The 17889-nt window shown below is 50.6% G+C and carries 15 protein-coding genes and 1 other annotated feature; of the genes, 5 read left to right on the top strand and 10 right to left on the bottom strand.

Annotation, left to right across the window (positions count from 1 at the left end):
- Positions 1–118: 118 nt before the first annotated feature.
- Positions 119–1978, bottom strand: coding sequence for a sensor domain-containing diguanylate cyclase (locus I8J30_RS00335; RefSeq protein WP_338044744.1), 1860 nt, complete (start codon positions 1976–1978; stop codon positions 119–121).
- A gap of 385 nt (positions 1979–2363) precedes the next feature.
- Between I8J30_RS00335 and rpsD the strand changes: the two genes are divergently transcribed.
- Positions 2364–2963: a 30S ribosomal protein S4 gene (gene rpsD / locus I8J30_RS00340; RefSeq protein WP_091215399.1), complete on the top strand. Its 600-nt coding sequence runs from the start codon at positions 2364–2366 to the stop codon at positions 2961–2963.
- A 42-nt stretch (positions 2964–3005) separates the two neighbouring features.
- On the opposite strand, the gene I8J30_RS00345 is transcribed toward rpsD, so the two are convergent.
- From I8J30_RS00345 to tyrS, 3 genes are all read right to left on the bottom strand, one after another.
- Positions 3006–4541 (bottom strand): SPFH domain-containing protein, encoded by a 1536-nt coding sequence (locus I8J30_RS00345; RefSeq protein ID WP_210655976.1) that lies wholly within the window; start codon positions 4539–4541, stop codon positions 3006–3008.
- 29 nt (positions 4542–4570) lie between these two features.
- Entirely contained in the window at positions 4571–5098 is a 528-nt protein-coding gene (locus I8J30_RS00350; protein WP_210654446.1) for an NfeD family membrane protein, read from the bottom strand.
- 173 nt (positions 5099–5271) lie between these two features.
- Positions 5272–6528 (bottom strand): tyrosine--tRNA ligase, encoded by a 1257-nt coding sequence (tyrS, locus tag I8J30_RS00355; RefSeq protein WP_210654447.1) that lies wholly within the window; start codon positions 6526–6528, stop codon positions 5272–5274.
- 44 nt (positions 6529–6572) lie between these two features.
- Positions 6573–6866: a binding site (T-box leader), on the bottom strand.
- Between the two features lie 161 nt (positions 6867–7027).
- Here tyrS and I8J30_RS00360 point away from each other — a divergent pair.
- Positions 7028–10156 (top strand): transglycosylase domain-containing protein, encoded by a 3129-nt coding sequence (locus I8J30_RS00360; protein ID WP_210654448.1) that lies wholly within the window; start codon positions 7028–7030, stop codon positions 10154–10156.
- A gap of 67 nt (positions 10157–10223) precedes the next feature.
- Here the strand turns inward: I8J30_RS00360 and acsA are convergent, their stop codons facing one another.
- Positions 10224–11948, bottom strand: a complete 1725-nt coding sequence (acsA, locus tag I8J30_RS00365) for an acetate--CoA ligase (protein ID WP_210654449.1) — start codon at positions 11946–11948, stop codon at positions 10224–10226.
- A gap of 177 nt (positions 11949–12125) precedes the next feature.
- On the opposite strand from acsA, the gene I8J30_RS00370 reads away from it, so the two are divergent.
- Both I8J30_RS00370 and I8J30_RS00375 read left to right on the top strand, forming a co-directional pair.
- The gene (locus I8J30_RS00370; protein WP_276316062.1) at positions 12126–12758 is read left to right on the top strand and encodes a GNAT family N-acetyltransferase; all 633 of its coding nucleotides are present in this window, start codon (positions 12126–12128) and stop codon (positions 12756–12758) included.
- Positions 12759–12798: 40 nt separating this feature from the next.
- Entirely contained in the window at positions 12799–13977 is a 1179-nt protein-coding gene (locus I8J30_RS00375) for an acetoin utilization protein AcuC (protein ID WP_210654450.1), read from the top strand.
- Between the two features lie 78 nt (positions 13978–14055).
- On the opposite strand, the gene I8J30_RS00380 is transcribed toward I8J30_RS00375, so the two are convergent.
- From I8J30_RS00380 to I8J30_RS00400, 5 genes are all read right to left on the bottom strand, one after another.
- Positions 14056–14760, bottom strand: a complete 705-nt coding sequence (locus I8J30_RS00380) for a 5'-methylthioadenosine/adenosylhomocysteine nucleosidase (RefSeq protein ID WP_210654451.1) — start codon at positions 14758–14760, stop codon at positions 14056–14058.
- Complete coding sequence (gene ccpA / locus I8J30_RS00385) at positions 14760–15764, bottom strand: catabolite control protein A (RefSeq protein WP_091215378.1); 1005 nt, start codon at positions 15762–15764, stop codon at positions 14760–14762. The genes I8J30_RS00380 and ccpA overlap by 1 nt, the downstream gene beginning before the upstream one ends.
- 71 nt (positions 15765–15835) lie before the next feature.
- Complete coding sequence (ytxJ, locus tag I8J30_RS00390; protein ID WP_210654452.1) at positions 15836–16192, bottom strand: bacillithiol system redox-active protein YtxJ; 357 nt, start codon at positions 16190–16192, stop codon at positions 15836–15838.
- Positions 16193–16205: 13 nt separating this feature from the next.
- The gene (locus I8J30_RS00395; protein ID WP_091215373.1) at positions 16206–16631 is read right to left on the bottom strand and encodes a hypothetical protein; all 426 of its coding nucleotides are present in this window, start codon (positions 16629–16631) and stop codon (positions 16206–16208) included.
- 126 nt (positions 16632–16757) lie between these two features.
- Positions 16758–17180 carry a VanZ family protein gene (locus I8J30_RS00400; RefSeq protein WP_210654453.1) on the bottom strand — a complete coding sequence of 141 codons (423 nt, stop codon included), beginning with the start codon at positions 17178–17180 and terminating at the stop codon, positions 16758–16760.
- Between the two features lie 83 nt (positions 17181–17263).
- Between I8J30_RS00400 and I8J30_RS00405 the strand changes: the two genes are divergently transcribed.
- The gene (locus tag I8J30_RS00405; RefSeq protein WP_091215368.1) at positions 17264–17788 is read left to right on the top strand and encodes a type 1 glutamine amidotransferase domain-containing protein; all 525 of its coding nucleotides are present in this window, start codon (positions 17264–17266) and stop codon (positions 17786–17788) included.
- Positions 17789–17889: the final 101 nt, after the last annotated feature.

Genomic DNA, 17889 nt, shown 5'->3' on the forward strand with positions numbered 1-17889 from the left:
CAGCCCATCCCTTTGTGCCTATCTTACTTAGCGTCTGTTGCATCGCTTGTCTTTATGTAACGAAACAACAAAAAAACGGCAGCCATAAAAGTCGCCGCCGTTACTCGTTTAACCGCTATTATCCGATCATGATGCGATTGCGCCCATTCTTCTTCGCCTCGTACAGCGCCATATCCGCCCGATAAAATAAAGATTCGACGCTGATTTTCTCCTCCTCGAACGTCCACTCCGAAAGTCCGCAGGATACGGTCACCTTCGGCTCTGTGTGCTCTTCCACCATATTGCGGATACGCTCTGCGATACGGTAAGCTTGCATCGATCTAATTTGAGGCAAATAAACGGCAAGCTCCTCGCCGCCCCATCTCGCAGCAATATCGCTGTCGCGAATACAGGAGCGAATCACTTCGCTCACGATCACGAGAATGCTGTCTCCGATGAGATGGCCGTATGTATCGTTCACTTTCTTGAAGTGATCGATATCCACCAAGACGAGCGAGCCGCAAGGATCCTTCCGCTGACGATATTGAATTTGCTCATTCAAATAATTCCGGGCATATAATCCGGTCAAGTTATCCGTAATGACCATCCGCCTTACTTCGGCATGCAAGGATGCATTGGAAATCGCCAGTCCGATGTGGGTGGTCAGCACCTGAAGCAGCTTGTAGTTCTCGTAAGAGAAATAGTTTGCGCTCTTATCGGAGACCATGATCACACCAAACAGTTCCGAACCGGACAAGACCGGCGCAGCAATAAGTGATCTCGAGCCTGTTTCGTCCATCAGCTTCGATTCAACCACTCGCGTAGCCAAGTAGTCGGATATGATGAGCGGCTCTTTCGTGCTATGAACGATTCCGCAGAAACCGTAAGCTGTGGGACACTTCTCACCTACCACGGAAGGCAAATTGCTCGCCGCGATTTGGAAGCTTTGCTGTTCATTGGTCAATTGGATCAAATGGCAGTAATCCGCTTTGAAAATATGCAGCAGTTCCGTCAACGCGAAATCGAATACTTCATTGAGACGAAGCGATTGATTAAGTCGTTTCGCTAACTCATTAATGAGCTGCAATTCGCTGATTAACAAGTTGGATTGCTCAAAAAGCTTGGCATTCTCAAATGCAGAGCCTGCCGTATCTGCCAACATGACAAGCGCCCGAATCTCGGCATCTTCCCAGTGTGCAGCTTGCATAACTAAGCTAAGAACGCCGTATACGGCTTGTTTGCCGCTCATCGGGATCGCTACCTTCGTGCTGTTCTCCTCAGAGCTGACGATCGGCTGTCCGGAAAGAAACGATCTCGCATAGATATCTTCCGTACTGTGCCTAAGCATAAGCGGTTTGACCCGCGGATCATTATTCACATGGTCTTGCGACAAATATAAATTCACGTCTGCGAGCGGATACAGTTCGGCCATATCCTGCAGTAAAACCTGAAGCACCATCGAAACGTCATTCTGATCATGCAGTCTCTTCGCAACATTGAACATCGTATCTTGATGCCTGGCTTCCTTCTCGCTCAGCTTCTGTCTGTTATGCAAATCCCTGACGACCCTCACATCGAACCGGTGATAGAACATTTGGCGAATCAAGAGCGCGGACGTATGCAGCAGGGAATGAAGCGCATCGCTCTTCTCACGTTTAACGAGCACCAATGTCGCAATGCTTTGCGGCTCGGTCGAACGATTAAGTAACGAAACCTCCAACCGAACGGACTGAATCTCATTTACCGCTTGCCCATGTTGCGCAATAACTTGTCCGGCAGCGCTATACAGAGCAAGCTCATAATCAAGCAAGGGCGACTTCATTGCCTTCGCTTCCTCCAACCAATGTTGGAAGCTTTCCTTTAGTAGGGAAATGACCGTTGAATCGCTGCTTTCATGGATATCACCTGGAGGAAATGATGACGTTGGCTGCTGCGTATTCAAGCGAATATCAGCCTTATAGTTCGTATTATTCATCCAATCAGAATCGATGGATTTCACCGCAGCATCACCTCATTCCATATTCGATTTCCATGTTGAAATTTGTCACTACCATTCTACAACTATACTTGATAAATTATTGAAATGCACTACTTTTGGCACTAGATAAGTAGGTCTTGCGATACAGCGAATTTCCGGGATGCGATTCATGAAATTCCCTGGCAAGTTTCTAAGCCGATTCGCTTGACATTCGACGCTCAACTTATATAATATTTATAGTTGAATACATGGGAACGGTTTTGTGTCACCCTCAAGAGACTGTCGCTACCAGGTCTGCGGCTGAACATACCTGATAGGACTTCATTGTGCAAACAATGCAGCGTAGACAGCACTCGGCGAAACACCCATTTCAAACATCCCATTTGAAGAAGGAGTTTTACGACACATGTCAAGATATACAGGTCCTAAATTTAAACTTAGCCGTCGCCTCGGCATTTCCCTAAGCGGTACAGGTAAAGAATTGAAACGCGCATTCCCACCAGGCCAACACGGTCCGGGACAACGCAAGAAAATGAGCGGTTACGGCATTCAATTGCAAGAAAAACAAAAGCTTCGTCACATGTACGGCATGAACGAAAAACAATTCCGTAACCTGTTTGACAAAGCTTCGAAACAAAAAGGTATTGCCGGTGAAAACTTCATGGCGCTTCTTGAGAGCCGTCTGGACAACCTGGTTTACCGTCTTGGTTTCGCAAACTCCCGTGCAGGCGCTCGTCAGCTTGTATCCCACGGTCACGTTACTGTAAACGGTAAGAAAGTCGACATCGCTTCTTACACAGTATCGATCGGCGATGTAATCGGTCTTCGTGAGCGCAGCCGTGCATTGAAATCGATCAAAGAAGCTTTGGCAGGACGTAACTTCCTACCGAACTACCTTGAGTTCAACGACAGCGCTGTTGAAGGTAAATTCGTTCGTCTTCCAGAACGTGCTGAACTTCCACAAGAGATCGACGAGAAACAAATCGTCGAGTTCTACAGCCGTTAATTAATCGAGCGGTCCGAATATTCGGACCGCTCTTTTTTATGCTTATTCGGTTGGTTTTGCTAATTTAGCCGCTACTTCTTGGACTAGGGAATCGGGTAATACTGCAGTTGCCGCAGCATCGGAAGTAAGCTGCGATTTGTTTGTTAACCCTCTTACGAAGGCGTTCAGATCGATTCCGGAGACGCTCTTCAGCATTTCCGGCGCTGTTGCCATCAAAGAAGTCACGTAGTTGCTTAAACGTGCCGCACCTTCCCCGTGTCCGGTATCCACGATCGTCAGCTTGTCGATCGCGCGAATCGGATCGGCCACTTTACCGGCCAATTCAGGAAGCATCTTCACAATGATGTCGAGAACGGCTGCTTCGCCGAAGAGTTCGAACGCTCTCGCCAGCTTTTCTTTCGCTTCCGCTTCTGCCAAACCGCGAAGACGGATAACCTCTGCCTCAGCAGTACCTTTGGCACGCTCCGCATCTGCTATCGCCATACCTTCAAGTCGCTTCTGCTCCGCATTTGCACGCGCTTCGGCTTCGATCTTGTACTGCGCAGCATCTGCTTCGCGCATCCGCTTCGATTTGTCCGCTTCAGCGGCTTGTTCCACTGCATAGCGGTCCGCATCCGCCTTCTTCTTCACTTCCGCATCGTACTGTTTCTCGCGGCGCAAAATCTCTTTGCCTTCGATATCGATCTCACGCTCTTTACGGACGATCTCCACCTGCATTTGCTCTTCGACCACTTGCTGCTTCGCTTTCGCTTCTTGAATCGCGTAAGCTTGGTCCGCTTCCGCTTTAGCGGAATCCTGCTCTTTCTTAAAGGAAGCTACCTTAAGCTCCTTCGCTTTGGACGCTTCCGCGATGTTCGTATCCCGAAGCAGCTCGGCCTTCTGTCCTTGTTCTTCCGCTTTCGCCTTCTGAATCCGCGAATCCCGAACGGCTTCCGCTTCCGCAATGTCTGCGTCTCGCTTTACAGCTGCGATACGCGGCTTACCCAGTGCATCCAGATAACCATGCTTATCGCGAACATCCTTGATTGTGAACGAAACGATTTGCAGCCCCATTTTCTTCAAATCAAGCGCTGCAATCCCTTGTACCTCCTGCGCGAATTTATCGCGGTTCCGGTACACTTCTTCCACGGTCATCGAGCCGAGAATGGCACGAAGATGACCTTCCAATACTTCTTGCGCCTCGCCTTTGAGCGATTCTGTAGGCTTGCCGAGAAACTGCTCTGCTGCCGTGGCAACATCTTCTACTGTGCCGCCGATCTTAATGATGGCAACACCATCACAGATAACCGGAACACCCTGCTCGGTATATACTTCAGGCGTCGATACATCCAGCTTATGAGAGAGCAGCGAGAGGAAATCTGCTTTTTGGAATACCGGCAGAATGAATGCCCCGCCGCCGCGTACGATTTTGATCCGGCGTCCGGTCTCGTCAATGGCTGCGTTGCGACCGCCAAGGAATGTACCCGTAACAATCATCGCTTTGTCAGGGCCAACGGTGCGGTAACGCGCCCAAAAGGCAAGGCCAAGCACGATGAGAACACCAACTACGACTGCTGGAATGACTAAGTAATCTGGAATCAAATAAAAATCCCCTCTCGGTTGTAAAATTACAGCTCCAATAATGAAACCATTAACGAATGACCTTCAACGTTAATCACAACGACGCGTGAACCATTCGGAATCAAGACGCCATCATGACTGGAAGCAATATGACTGGTAAGGCCCGCACCTACGCGAATCATTACTTCCCCATACCCTTTCGCCGGTATCGGAACGGAAACTTCCCCAATCGTACCTGCAAGCTCCTTCATCGAATACCCGGTTGAATTCTCAGTCTTCTGCATCGGGCGTACATAGAAGTAATACACGCCCAGTGCGGCCGCAACCGCACACAGAATCGATAAAACCAGTACAATTGCCGGTCCCAGTCCGGTATGTCTATCCAGAAGCAGGCCGGCGCCGCCGAATACCGTAATGCCGCCGACGATGGCCATCGGCTGCAAGATCGGATGTCCATCCAGGGACAAGAAATCAAGCATACCGTCGAGCGAAGCGCTAAGCCAGTCGCCAAGAACGACACTTACAATCGCAAATAAAATGCCGCCAACCAGGCAGCCCATGAATAAACCTTCCAAAGCAGTCCCCCCTTCATTTATAAAATGAACCATATTCTAGCAGAACATCCGGTATTTATTACGCAGGTTCTTCGCATAAGTTTCGATGGACAACGACAACACGGACAAGCCTTGTCGAAAAATAGAAAAAGCCCGCCTGCGAATCGCTTCGTCAAACGGGCTTCTATTATTTGTTATTCCAGCACGATTTTAACAATTTTACGTTTGCCAACTTGCACGATATCACCGGACACCGGAGTAATCGCGACTGACCAGTCTTCAACCTTAACCTCGTTGATACGCACAGCGCCTTGCTGAACGCTCCTCTTCGCCTCACTGGAAGAGGTCTGCAGTCCAAGGGTCGTAAGCAGCTTGAAGATACTGATGGAGCCTTCTTCAAGGATATGGCTTGAAAGCGGCACTTCTTCAATATCAGTAGGAAGCGCGCGTTTCTGGAATACGGTTATAAAATGCTGCTCTGCCGTTTCAGCGGCCTCTTCGCCATGATACATTCGTACTAGCGTCCGACCAAGCCTCATCTTTGCATCACGCGGATGTACGCTGCCTCCTTCCAGTCCGTCTCTCAATGCTTGCAGCTCTTCATTGGTCATATCCGTTGCGAGCTCATAGTATTTGATCATCAGCTCATCCGGAATGGACATGGATTTCCCGTAAATTTGATTCGGCTCCTCATCGATCCCGATGTAGTTGCCAAGGCTCTTGCTCATCTTGTTGACGCCGTCCAAACCTTCGAGAAGCGGTGTCATAATGGCGACCTGAGCGTTCTTGCCATATTCTCTCTGCAGGGTACGCCCCATGAGCAGATTGAACTTCTGATCGGTTCCGCCAAGCTCAACATCGCTTTCCAGCGCGACTGAGTCATAACCTTGCATCAGGGGGTAGAAAAACTCGTGGATGCTGATCGGCTGGCCGGATTGGTAGCGTTTTGTAAAATCATCCCGTTCGAGCATACGCGCAACCGTGACTTTCGCCGACAAGGTTACGACATCTGCAAAATGCAGCGGGCTAAGCCACTCCGAGTTGTAGTAAACGGTCGTTTTCGCCGGATCCAGCAGCTTGAAAATTTGCTTCTTATACGTCTCCGCGTTGCGCTTTACGTCTTCTTCGGTCAATTGCTTGCGTGTCTCGGATTTACCGGTAGGATCCCCGATCCGTCCGGTGAAATCGCCGATAATGAGCTGCACCGTATGGCCAAGCTGTTGAAATTGTCTTAACTTGTGAAGCACAACCGTGTGTCCGATATGAATGTCCGGTGCTGAAGGATCAAGCCCCAGCTTTACTTTCAGCGGCGTGCCCGTCGCAACCGCGGCCGCTACCTTCGCTTTCAGTTCATCCTCCGGTACAATTTCAACGACACCACGGCGGATGACGTTCAGTTGTCTTTCTACTTCCTGCTGCTGTTCTGGCGTAAGCTGATCCCATTTTACCATTACGATGCACTCCCTCCGCGAAATAACAAAAAATCCTTCTGTCCTCAAGGGACGAGAAGGATTTGCTCGCGGTACCACCCTCGTTAGTGCCGCCGGCACCGGACGTCAGTTGGACTGACGCGGATGCCCATATGGCGGCTCTCACTTCATTTCATAACGGATTCTATCCGGAAACAGACTACTGGCAGAGCCTCTTTAATAACGACTTAAAAGAGGCCTCGTTCGTCCGATCAGCTCGAGGCGGTAATTCAAACTGCAGCGCGTGCCGGTTCACACCACCCACCGGCTCTCTGGAATCGTCGATCAGCAGCTCTACTGATGCCTGTCAACACGTTTCAATATGAACTTTTCTTGTTTTAGGTTATATCATACGGCCTTAGCAAAAGTCAACGGAAAGCTGGTTTGTCTTTAAGTTTGGACAAAAACACGTTCTCCACTGCAAACCGTATGGCGATTTATGCTATAATAGCACTGTTAATCGGAGGAGGCTAATCATTTTATGAATCAAGACCGTCAACAGAAAACAAAAGGATACAGCAAATGGCGGACTTTTGGAATCGTGACGCTCGTAACCTTCAAATGGCTATTCATTTTCGGATTATTAATCGGATTGTTTGCCGGAGCGACCGTCGCAGGTTACGTCGCATCCTTCGTTAAGGATGAACCCGTACGCCCCCGCACTGATATTGAAACCAAAATAAACGAGAACGCCATAACGGGCTTTGTCTATTTTAATGATGGACAAACACCTGTCGGACAATTACGTACGCAAGAGGACCGCCGGCTCATTAAGCGAGCTGACATCCCTCCACAAGTCGTAAATGCCGTCCTCGCTACGGAGGACAACAATTTCTACTCACATATCGGCGTGGATTTCAATGGTTTGGCGCGCGCCGTGAAACAGAAAGTACTTAACGAAGAAACACAAACAGGCGGCAGTACGCTCACGCAGCAGCTGGCTCGCCAAGTGTTTCTCACCTTGGACAAGACGGACAGTCGTAAAGCGAAAGAAATCTTCCTCGCCCTGCGGCTGGAACGGTTTATGACCAAGGATGAAATTTTGACGGCTTACTTGAACAAGGTACAGTTCGGTACAGGTAACAGCGGCTATAATCTATATGGTATTAAAGCAGCCGCTAAAGGGATCTTCAATATTACGGACCTGAATCAACTGAACACGGCACAATCCGCCTATTTGGCCGGATTGCCGCAGCGACCGTCCGCCTATACGGCATTCACCAGCAAAGGCAAATTCAACGAATCCGGCTTCGCGCTTTCGATCGACCGCCAGCACATTGTGCTTAAGCGGATGCTCGAAACGGGCCGAATCAGCGCAGAACAATACGATGAGGCGCTAGCCTTCGATATCAAAGGCTCGCTGGCCAAGCCTACGGAGAAAGCGTACTCTACCTTCCCGTACTTGATGCTCGAAGCAGAACGTCAGGGAGCGGAGATTTTGCTCATGCAGGAGAATCCGAACCTGACCATTGCGGATGTCCGCAAGAAGGAGAACGCGCCTCTTATTGAAGAAGCGCGGGAGCGCCTGCTGCGCGGCGGTTATCACATCTATACGACGATCGACAAGCGTGTGTATAATGCCATGCATAAAGTAGGCACAAACCCGGAGAACTTCGATCCGGACAGCGAAGAGAAAGGCATGGAGCAAACGGCTGCCGTTATGCTCGATCATAAGACGGGCGCCATTCTGGGGATGCTGGAAGGCCGCGACTTCTACACCGAGCAGATGAACCATGCCACTCAGATGACAAGGCAGCCCGGTTCTACGATGAAGCCAATCGCGGCTTACCTTCCTGCCATCGAGAAGGGCTTAATTCAACCGGCCAGCGTGCTGGATGATGCTCCGATGGTGCTTAAAGATGGACAGAAGGGCTTCCATATTCCGATGAACTTCAATAAGAAGTTCTATGGACTCGTTACAGCGCGTGAAGCGTTAAACCGCTCCTTGAACTTGCCGGCACTTAAGCTGTTCAACCAAGTGGTGACGATTCCGGAAGCTTGGAAGTTCGCCAGAAAGCTCGGCATTACTTCACTGAAACCTGAAGATGAGTATGCGCAAACCGGCGTAATCGGCGGTCTGAGCATCGGTGTTTCGGTTGAAGAGCTTACGAATGCATACGGCGCTATTGCGAATGACGGCGTCTTTAACGATGCTTACATGATCAGCAAAATTACCGATGCCAACGGCGATATTGTCTTTAAGCATGAAGCGAAGCCGCTTCGGGTATTCTCGCAGCAAACCGCCTTCCTTATGACGGATATGCTCAAAACAGTCATTTCTGATCCGAACGGATCCGGTCATGCCGTGGCGTCCAAGTTCAAAAATTACGGAAAAATCCCAGTCGTCGGTAAAACAGGCTCCACGCAAAGTTATGGCGATGTTTGGTTCGAGGGCTACACCCCGGATGTCACGCTTGGCGTGTGGGTCGGATATGAGAAGCAAGCTTACTCGCTGTCGAAAGACGGAAGAAATCATGCCAAGAACATCTGGTCCCTCATTATGAATGAAGTGACGGATGAACGGCCTGAGTTATTCCCTACGAAACAGTTCAGCATGCCTTCAGGCATTGTTAAATCTACGGTATCGAGCGTTAGCGGCAAGCTTCCTACTGAGCTTACGCGGAGCAGCGGCAGGCTTGTAACCGATTGGTTCAACAGCAAATTCCTGCCGAAGGAATCCGATGACGCGCTTGTCAAAATGGCCGTGATCTCATTCAACGGAGTCAACTACATTCCGCAGCCTTCAACGCCGGCGGATATGATCAAGGAACTCACGGTCGTCAAACGCGAGAAGCCGCTTGACGTGCTCATGCAGGAAATCGAGGCTGCTCAAGCCAAATTGCCGGAAGACAGCCGCAGGCCGATGAGCATGTACCTGCCGCCGGATGCGGGGCAGGATGCGCCATCGATCGTCGATCCGCGAGTTGAAGACGGCAAAGCTCCTTCGGCTCCATCTAATGTGCGGCTCGAAACCGTGAGCAAGTCGAATGCGTACCGTATCGTATTTGCTCCGGCTCATGAGAAGGATATTGTCGGCTACCGTTTATACCGCGCTATTAACGACGGGCCTTTCACTTACACCGGAAGTCCGGTTATGACGGGCCAGGAAAGCCGTTTCGTCAATTACGTGAGCGGTTCGGCAACGTTCAGCTATTATGTCACATCCGTTGATGTAGCGGGCAGAGAATCTGCACCGAGCGGCATCGTAGCGTCAGGCAGCGGAAGCAATCCGCTTCCGCCTACTCCGGACTTCACGGATGAAGGTAATGTTCAAGGTACGGGCGATGATACGGGCGGAATTCTGCTTCCTGATCCCGGGTCAACGACCGGCGAGAGCGGCTTAGCCGCTCCTTCGGTCCCGATGAACGTGAAGCTTGAAAGCACCGATATCGGTATTAAGCTCACCTGGGCCGATAACGCAACCTCAGAGCAAGTCATGCAGTACAATGTCTACTACAGCACGACCGAGAACGGCAGATATCGTAAAATCGGCTCCACCGATGAGGCCAGATTCGAATATGTCTCCCCCATGTCCGCAGGTTACTTCCAAGTGAGCGCGGTCAACGAAGCAGGCGAATCCGGCACATCCACTCCGGTCGGAATCAAATAGGTACAAACAAGAAAGCCGCCAAGCGCATCATTCCGATGCACTTGGCGGCTTTTGTTTACTTCGAAGCTTAGTCTTCAATTGTCGACAGGTCACCTGTCGGGAGGTTAAGCTCCCATGCCTTCAGGACGCGGCGCATAATCTTCCCGCTGCGCGTCTTCGGCAATTTATCTTTGAACTCGATTTCGCGAGGGGCTGCATGAGCGGACAACCCTTCTTTGACAAACTTCGCGATATCCGCTTTCAGTTCATCCGATGGTGTATAGCCTTCACGAAGAGCAACGAATGCTTTGATGATCTCGCCGCGCATCGGATCCGGTTTGCCGATTACACCTGCTTCGGCAACGGCCGGATGCTCGACGAGCTTGCTCTCTACCTCGAATGGTCCAACACGCTCGCCCGCTGTATTGATAACGTCATCAATACGGCCTTGGAACCAGAAGTAGCCGTCTTCGTCTTGATAAGCGGAGTCGCCTGAAATGTACCAGCCTTCTAAACGGAAATACTCTTCGTATTTGGCCGGATTATTCCACACTTTGCGCATCATGGATGGCCAAGGTGTGCGAATCGCCAGGTTACCCATCCGGTATGGAGGAAGCTCGTTTCCGCTGTCATCGATGATCGCGGCTTGCACGCCCGGAATCGGTTTACCCATGGAGCCCGGTTTAATATCCATGCTCGGATAGTTACAGATCAGCTGCGCGCCGGTTTCGGTCATCCACCACGTATCGTGGATACGCTGGTTGTAGACTTTAAGCCCCCAGCGAACAACCTCCGGATTAAGCGGCTCACCGACACTAAGTACATGACGCAGGCTGGAGAGGTCGAATTTCTGAACGACATCGTCTCCTGCACCCATCAGCATGCGGAACGCCGTTGGTGCGCTGTACCATACGGTAACGCCGTATTTCTGTATGGTGGAATACCAGTCCTGCGGGCTGAAACGTCCGCCGCGAATGACATTGGCAGCACCGTTAAGCCAAGGCGCGAAGATACCGTATGATGTCCCTGTTACCCAGCCCGGATCGGCTGTACACCAGTACACATCGTTAGGCTTCAAATCAAGCACAACTTGTCCTGTGAAGTAGTGCTGAATCATCGCATTATGGACATGGAAAATACCTTTAGGTTTGCCTGTGGAGCCCGATGTATAGTGAAGCAGAAGGCCATCTTCACGATCAAGCCATTCGATCTCGGCTTCATCCGCTGCCTTTGCCATCTCTTCTTTGAAATCAACGATGCCTTCTCCCGCTTGAACGCCTTCACCATAAACGATGATATGCTTCAAATCCGGCAATTCACTGCGCGGAATTCGTGAGAGCAATGCCGGTGTCGTCACAATGGCAGTTGCGCCGCTGTCAAGCAAGCGATCTCTGACGGCCGTTTCCATGAACGCTTCGAATAGAGGGCCGACCACCGCACCGACTTTAAGCGAGCCAAGCAGACTGAAATAAAGCTCGGGCGTACGCGGCATGAAAATGAATACCCGCTCGCCTTTCCCGATTCCAAGTCCGCGAAGCACATTGGCAAAACGGTTAGACTGACTGGATAATTCTTGGAACGTATACGATTCGTCTCTATTGTTATCGCTATAGTAGAGAGCGACATTGTCGCCTCGTCCCGCTGCTACATGACGATCGATCGCTTCATAGGCCATATTGACCTTGCCTGTTTCAGACCATGAAAACTGTTGTTCAAGCTGTTCAAAACTAAAGTTACCGTATGTTTCATCGTAGCTTGTCATGTTGGAGCCGGATGCCGTAGCCGGAATCCGTTCTTGATGCATGTTAGTCATTCTTTCATCATCCTCCTGCCCATTGTGCAACATTTTCTAGCGAGGTCGGCCTCCGTAACGGCTTCCTCTTAGGAATACGCTTTCATATTATATCACGCTGTGTCTCGTTCAACCATGCTTTTCAACTTGACTTTTTTTTGTTATAAGTTAAATAGAACGCGAAAGGAGCCAACATCATTGGAACATCGCAAAAGGATGCAAGCGCAGCGATTGCCTTATCAGGATCGAGAAATCGTCGTGGAAGGGCCATTGCCCGCAGATGCGCTGAAACGGCTTAAGCTTCATCCCCAATTGGATGCATTTCGCAGACCGGAAGAACAAATGAAAGCACTTATCGAGATTGCTGAGCTGCCGGAAGGACGAATTATTGCCGCCCGCGATGGCGAAATCATCATCGGTTATGTCACCTTCCACTATCCGGACGAACTGGAACGCTGGTCCGAGGGCGGAATGATCGATCTCATCGAGCTGGGTGCGGTGGAAGTTTCCGATGATTACCGCTCGCTTGGACTCGGCAAACGGATGATCAGGCTCGCCTTCTCGCAGGAACAACTAGAGAACGTCATCGTATATACGACGGAATATTATTGGCACTGGGATCTGGAAGGCACGAAGCTGAGCGTCTGGGAATACCGTGCTATGATGGAGAAGCTGATGAAATCCGTCGAGATGGAGTGGGTAGCAACCGATGACCCTGAAATATGCGCGCATCCTGCGAATTGTTTAATGGTCAGAGTCGGTAAAGAAGTTCCTATCAGCTCGATCGAGCAATTCGACCGTGTCCGCTTCAGGCAGCGGTTTATGTATTAGCAGGCTGCAGCAAGCGGCGGAAAGGAAGATCGGACGCATCATGGCGGATAAATCCGTATACATACATCATCCCGAGGCAGGACGGTATAAATTCAATAAAGACCACCCGTTCGACCCGATTCGCTTGGCGCTTACGCAAGATTTATTGGAAGCAGCAGACGCGATTGATGCTTCGCAATACATGGCTTCCGAGACCGCGTCAGAGGAGCTAATCAAGCTTGTTCACCGTGCAGACTATATTGACGCCGTACGCGAGCTTAGCCGCGATACACCGGCTCCTGAAGCCGTTAAACGAGCTGCTCAATACGGATTGGATTCAGAAGACACCCCTTTCTTCCCCGGGATGCATGAAGCAGCATCTGCAATTGTCGGCGGTTCCGTTCTTGCCGCAGACCTGGTGATGCGTGGAGAAGCTAAACACGCCTATCATATGGCCGGCGGACTGCATCATGCGTTTCCTGAGCGGGGATCCGGCTTCTGCGTCTACAACGATGCAGCGATAGCGATCGCACATATTCGCAAGCAGTATGGCGCGCGTGTCTTATATATCGATACGGACGTCCATCATGGCGACGGCGTGCAATGGACATTCTATGCGGATCCCGACGTGTGTACCTATTCGATCCATGAGACCGGGAAGTTTCTATTCCCCGGAACCGGCTTCGTCCATGAACGAGGTATCGATGCAGGCTACGGAACGAGTATTAACGTTCCGGTTGATCCTTACACGGAAGATGAATCCTGGCTTGCATGCTTTAGTGAAACCGTTGCCAAAGCCGCCGAGGTGTTCAAACCGGATGTCATCGTAAGCCAGCATGGCTGCGATGCCCATGCCTATGATCCCCTCTCGCACATTCATTGCAGCATGCGCATTTATCAAGCCATGCCAGCCATTATCCATCAATTGGCCCATACCTATGCGGCCGGTCGATGGATTGCGATCGGAGGCGGCGGCTACGACCTCTGGCGCGTCGTTCCACGGGCGTGGGCACTCGTCTGGCTGGAGATGTCCGATCACCCACTGGCCGCCGTCCTGCGCGATTCTGACGCGAATGAGCCGCTGCCTGCGAAGTGGCTGGCCAAATGGTCTCAACAGAGCAGCGATCCCTTGCCAACGCATTGGATGGACAATAGTAAGGATTGGCAGCCTATGCCTCGCAGACAAGAGATTGAAGCACGTAATAAAGCGACCGCAGAGCTTGCGTTATCGCAGTTATAACAAAAAAGGCAGTTCCACTTGAATTCCCCCGCGTGTGCGAGGGAATTCAGGTGAAACTGCCTTTCTATATAGCACCACTTACATGTGCTGAATCATTTCATCAATAATGCGGTGCGAATTAACCGAAGCTTGTACCGTGAATTCTGCAAAGTTCACATGAGCGGATCCGTCTGCTTTGTCGGACATGGAACGAATGACGACAAACGGAATGTTATTCATCACGCACACCTGCGCAAGCGAAGCACCTTCCATCTCTGTGCATGCGCCGCCAAGCTCTTCGTGCATCTTCTGCACTTCAGCGCGATCGGCGACAAATTGATCGCCGGAAAGTACTTTGCCCGTCACGCTGCGTCCCGGGAATAGAGACTCGCACGCATGGTTCGCAAGTTCTACGAGATCGGCAGCGGCTTGAAATTCCCATACCTCTTGAAACGGAATTTGACCGCGCGCGAACCCAAGCGGTGTAACATCCATATCATGCTGCAGGCATGACGTCGAAACGACAATGTCTCCAACGTTCAAGCTAGGCTCAACAGCACCGGCAACTCCCGTGAACAATACGCAATCAACACCGGCATCAATAAGCAACTGTGTACATACCGCAGCATTCACTTTACCTACGCCGGATTTGCAGAACACGACATTGCGGCCGTGCAGCGTACCCTCTACATATTCAATCCCTGCTTTCACAAACGAGCCTGTCTTCTCGACATGCTTGTGCAGCAGATCGATCTCTTCTACCATGGCACCCATGATGCCGATTCTGTTATACGATGCTGTCATTATTTACTCCCTACCGACTGACGGTTCACAATTTCATGCGGAAGCACAACTCTTGGGTTCTCAACGGCTTCCTTCTTCATCAGCTTCGTCAGCAATCGCATCGAAACGGCGCCGATGTCATACATCGGTTGGGCAACTGCAGTAAGCTGCGGTCTAACCATGGATGCCATACGGCTGTTATCCACGCTGATGACCGAGATTTGCTCCGGCACTTTCAGACCGGCATCTTGAATGCAGTGAATCGCACCGATTGCCATTTCATCCGTAGCGGAGAATACAGCTGTCGGAACGGTTTCCAGCTCCAAGAAATATTTCATCGCATCAACACCGGATTCATAGCGATAGTTGCCAATGCGTACAAGAGTTTCGTCGTAAGGCAAGCCTGCTGCTTCCAGGGCACGTTTGTAGCCTTGGAAACGGGCATAGCCGTTCGATGGATCCTGCAACGTACCGCAAATCATCGCAATGCGCGTATGTCCGCTCTTAATGAGCGTTTGAACCGCATCGAATGCAGCACCTTCGTGATCGATATCAACCGAAGGAATCGTACCGTTCTCGTCAGTCGTAGCACAAAGCACGATCGGCACATTAGCTGTCTTAAACGCCTGCAAATGCTCGTCCGTTACAGCGCCGCCCATGAACAGCAAACCATCCACCTGCTTCTCAAGCAAGGTGTTGATGACGCGAATCTCTTTATCTTTCTTCTTATCGGCATTGCACAAAATAATATTGTAGTGATACATATTAGCAATATCTTCGATGCCCCGTGCCACTTCAGCAAAGATCGCATTCGAAATATCCGGAATTACTACGCCTACGGTCGTTGTTTTCTTACTTGCCAGGCCGCGCGCTACAGCATTTGGACGATAGCCAAGACGTTCGATGGCTTCAAATACTTTCTTCCGTGTCTGAGGCTTGACGTTTGGATTGTTATTGACAACCCGCGACACTGTCGCCATGGAAACGCCTGCTTCTCTTGCTACATCATAAATGGTTACCGTCACAGTCCTTCTCTCCATTAGTTCAAATTTTTATCTCGCGCCGCATTACTTTACCGTAATGATACGACAAAATATTACTTTTCGCAATGAGTACCGAGATGCTCGTCTAATGTTGAGTAGGTAATGCGCCAGTGAGATGCATGCCAGGACACCTTGCCGTCGATCACTAATATAAGCTGGGGTGACTCGTGTTTGAGGCTGAGTTTCTCTGAAATGAGGGTTGAAAGCGGACGATTGTCCGGCACTAAAACCATCACAGGCCGGAGTGAAAGCGTTGCCGCATCTTCCAACCAATTGGATAATTCGTCATAGGCACCGCTGCTGATCGAGCAGCTTGTACTATGTTTAAAGACCAGCAAAGGCTGTTGGAAAGAACCGCTGTACGCCTCTTCCCACTGCGCTTCGGTTGTCATCGGAGGGGGTAACTTCATTCCCTCACTCCCTTCAGGTTCGGCTTCCGTACTGCAGCATGCTGCGGCTCAATTGAGCCAGCCGCTTATGTATTTCAGCAGTCCAAGCTTCGTCGCCCGCAGCTTGCGCCACAGCAAACAAATCCAGAAGCATATCGATCCTCTCTTCGGTCATGCGCCGCATAATAGAAGGATCGGTCAGCTTGCGATCGTGATAAGCCTCTACCAACAAATTTGCCCATTCATTCCATTCGTTAAACAGAAACGTCTGTTTTACTGGATGAGCACCTAGTTTTCCGATTAAACCGGTCAAATCCGGCTTCACTTCCGGAAACACTTCACTGCGGTTGCACGACTTGCATGAGTAGATCGGAACATTATCGATTTCAACCTTATTCGAATAAATAACGGTACGCAGCTTCATTGGCATGTCGTCGCCGCAAGAACAGCGCTTTTGCAAAGTGGTCCACTCCTTCTCTTAAACAGCAGCAACACCTTAAAGAGTTCAACAGGTGCTGCTCGACGTTAAAGATATTCGACCATTTGCGAAAAAAGTCCTGCTTCTAAGCGAGTTGTAATTTTTGCATCATTCGGATATCGCAACCAGTCTGCGCCATGGCTTACGGATGAGTGGAAGCGCTACAAGAACGACGGCAAGTGCCGCGCCGATCCCGTCATGCCGGATATCCGCAATATCAGGTGTTCGTCCGGAAACGAACGATTGATGATACTCATCCGTAAGACCGTACAGCACACATAGGAGCACGATTGCCAATTTGAAGGTCCAACGCCTTGCTCGACGTGCAAATCCATAATCAAAAGCTAAAGCGAGCACGAAATAAGCGATAAAATGTCCCCAATCAAAGCTGCTCATCTGAGGGAAAAGCTTCTGGAACCATGGGAGAAACGTATTCAATTCATCATTCGTACGTGAAGAAAGCAGAAAAATGGTTGCCATAATGATTATCGCCGGGAGGAAGCGAAGCCGCCTCATTGTCGTTTGCTTCATACTATCACCTTCGTTACAATGGATAAGAGCTTGATGAATCTATGAATGTAAACCACTACGCAACTGCCAAAGGAGGAAAACAGGTGTCCTTACAAGGAAAAACAATTATTTGCCTGCTCGACGACGAGTTCGAGGATTTGGAACTATGGTACCCCGTTTACCGAGTTCGCGAGGAAGGCGCAACCGTCCTGTTCGCAGGTCCTGAGAAAGGCCGCACTCATATTGGAAAATACGGCGTTCCTGCCACAGCGGACCTGTCCTTCGACGAAGTCGACGGCAGCAAGATCGACGGTCTGCTCGTACCCGGAGGCTGGGCACCGGACAAGCTCCGCCGCTACCCGAAGGTGCTGCAGCTGGTGAAAGAGATGGATACGGCGCAGAAGCCGATCGGTCAGATCTGCCACGCCGGCTGGGTGCTGATCTCCGCGAAAATTCTGCAAGGCCGCAAGGTTACATCCACCCCGGGCATTCGCGATGACATGGAGAATGCCGGCGCAACATGGATTGATGAGCCGGTCGTCGTAGACGGACATATCGTATCGTCGCGTCGTCCGCCGGACTTGCCGCCTTATGCGAAAGCTTTCGTGGACGCGCTTCGCGGCAACTAAAACTCGTTTACCAGAGGCTTCCAAGTAGCGTTGTCCGATATCAACGATGGCGCAGAAGAAGGGCGGCAACCCAAGGGTTGCCGCCCTTCTCAACGTTCGAG

It is taken from the genome of Paenibacillus lignilyticus (assembly GCF_017942085.1).
GTDB lineage: Bacteria > Bacillota > Bacilli > Paenibacillales > Paenibacillaceae > Paenibacillus_Z > Paenibacillus_Z lignilyticus.

Excerpts from the sequence above, each read along its gene's own strand:
- rpsD (WP_091215399.1), top strand. The coding sequence starts at position 2,364 with ATGTCAAGATATACAGGTCCTAAATTTAAACTTAGCCGTCGCCTCGGC.
- tyrS (WP_210654447.1), bottom strand. The coding sequence starts at position 6,528 with ATGGTAAAATGGGATCAGCTTACGCCAGAACAGCAGCAGGAAGTAGAA.
- I8J30_RS00360 (WP_210654448.1), top strand. The coding sequence starts at position 7,028 with ATGAATCAAGACCGTCAACAGAAAACAAAAGGATACAGCAAATGGCGG.
- acsA (WP_210654449.1), bottom strand. The coding sequence starts at position 11,948 with ATGACTAACATGCATCAAGAACGGATTCCGGCTACGGCATCCGGCTCC.
- I8J30_RS00375 (WP_210654450.1), top strand. The coding sequence starts at position 12,799 with ATGGCGGATAAATCCGTATACATACATCATCCCGAGGCAGGACGGTAT.
- I8J30_RS00380 (WP_210654451.1), bottom strand. The coding sequence starts at position 14,760 with ATGACAGCATCGTATAACAGAATCGGCATCATGGGTGCCATGGTAGAA.
- ytxJ (WP_210654452.1), bottom strand. The coding sequence starts at position 16,192 with ATGAAGTTACCCCCTCCGATGACAACCGAAGCGCAGTGGGAAGAGGCG.
- I8J30_RS00400 (WP_210654453.1), bottom strand. The coding sequence starts at position 17,180 with ATGAAGCAAACGACAATGAGGCGGCTTCGCTTCCTCCCGGCGATAATC.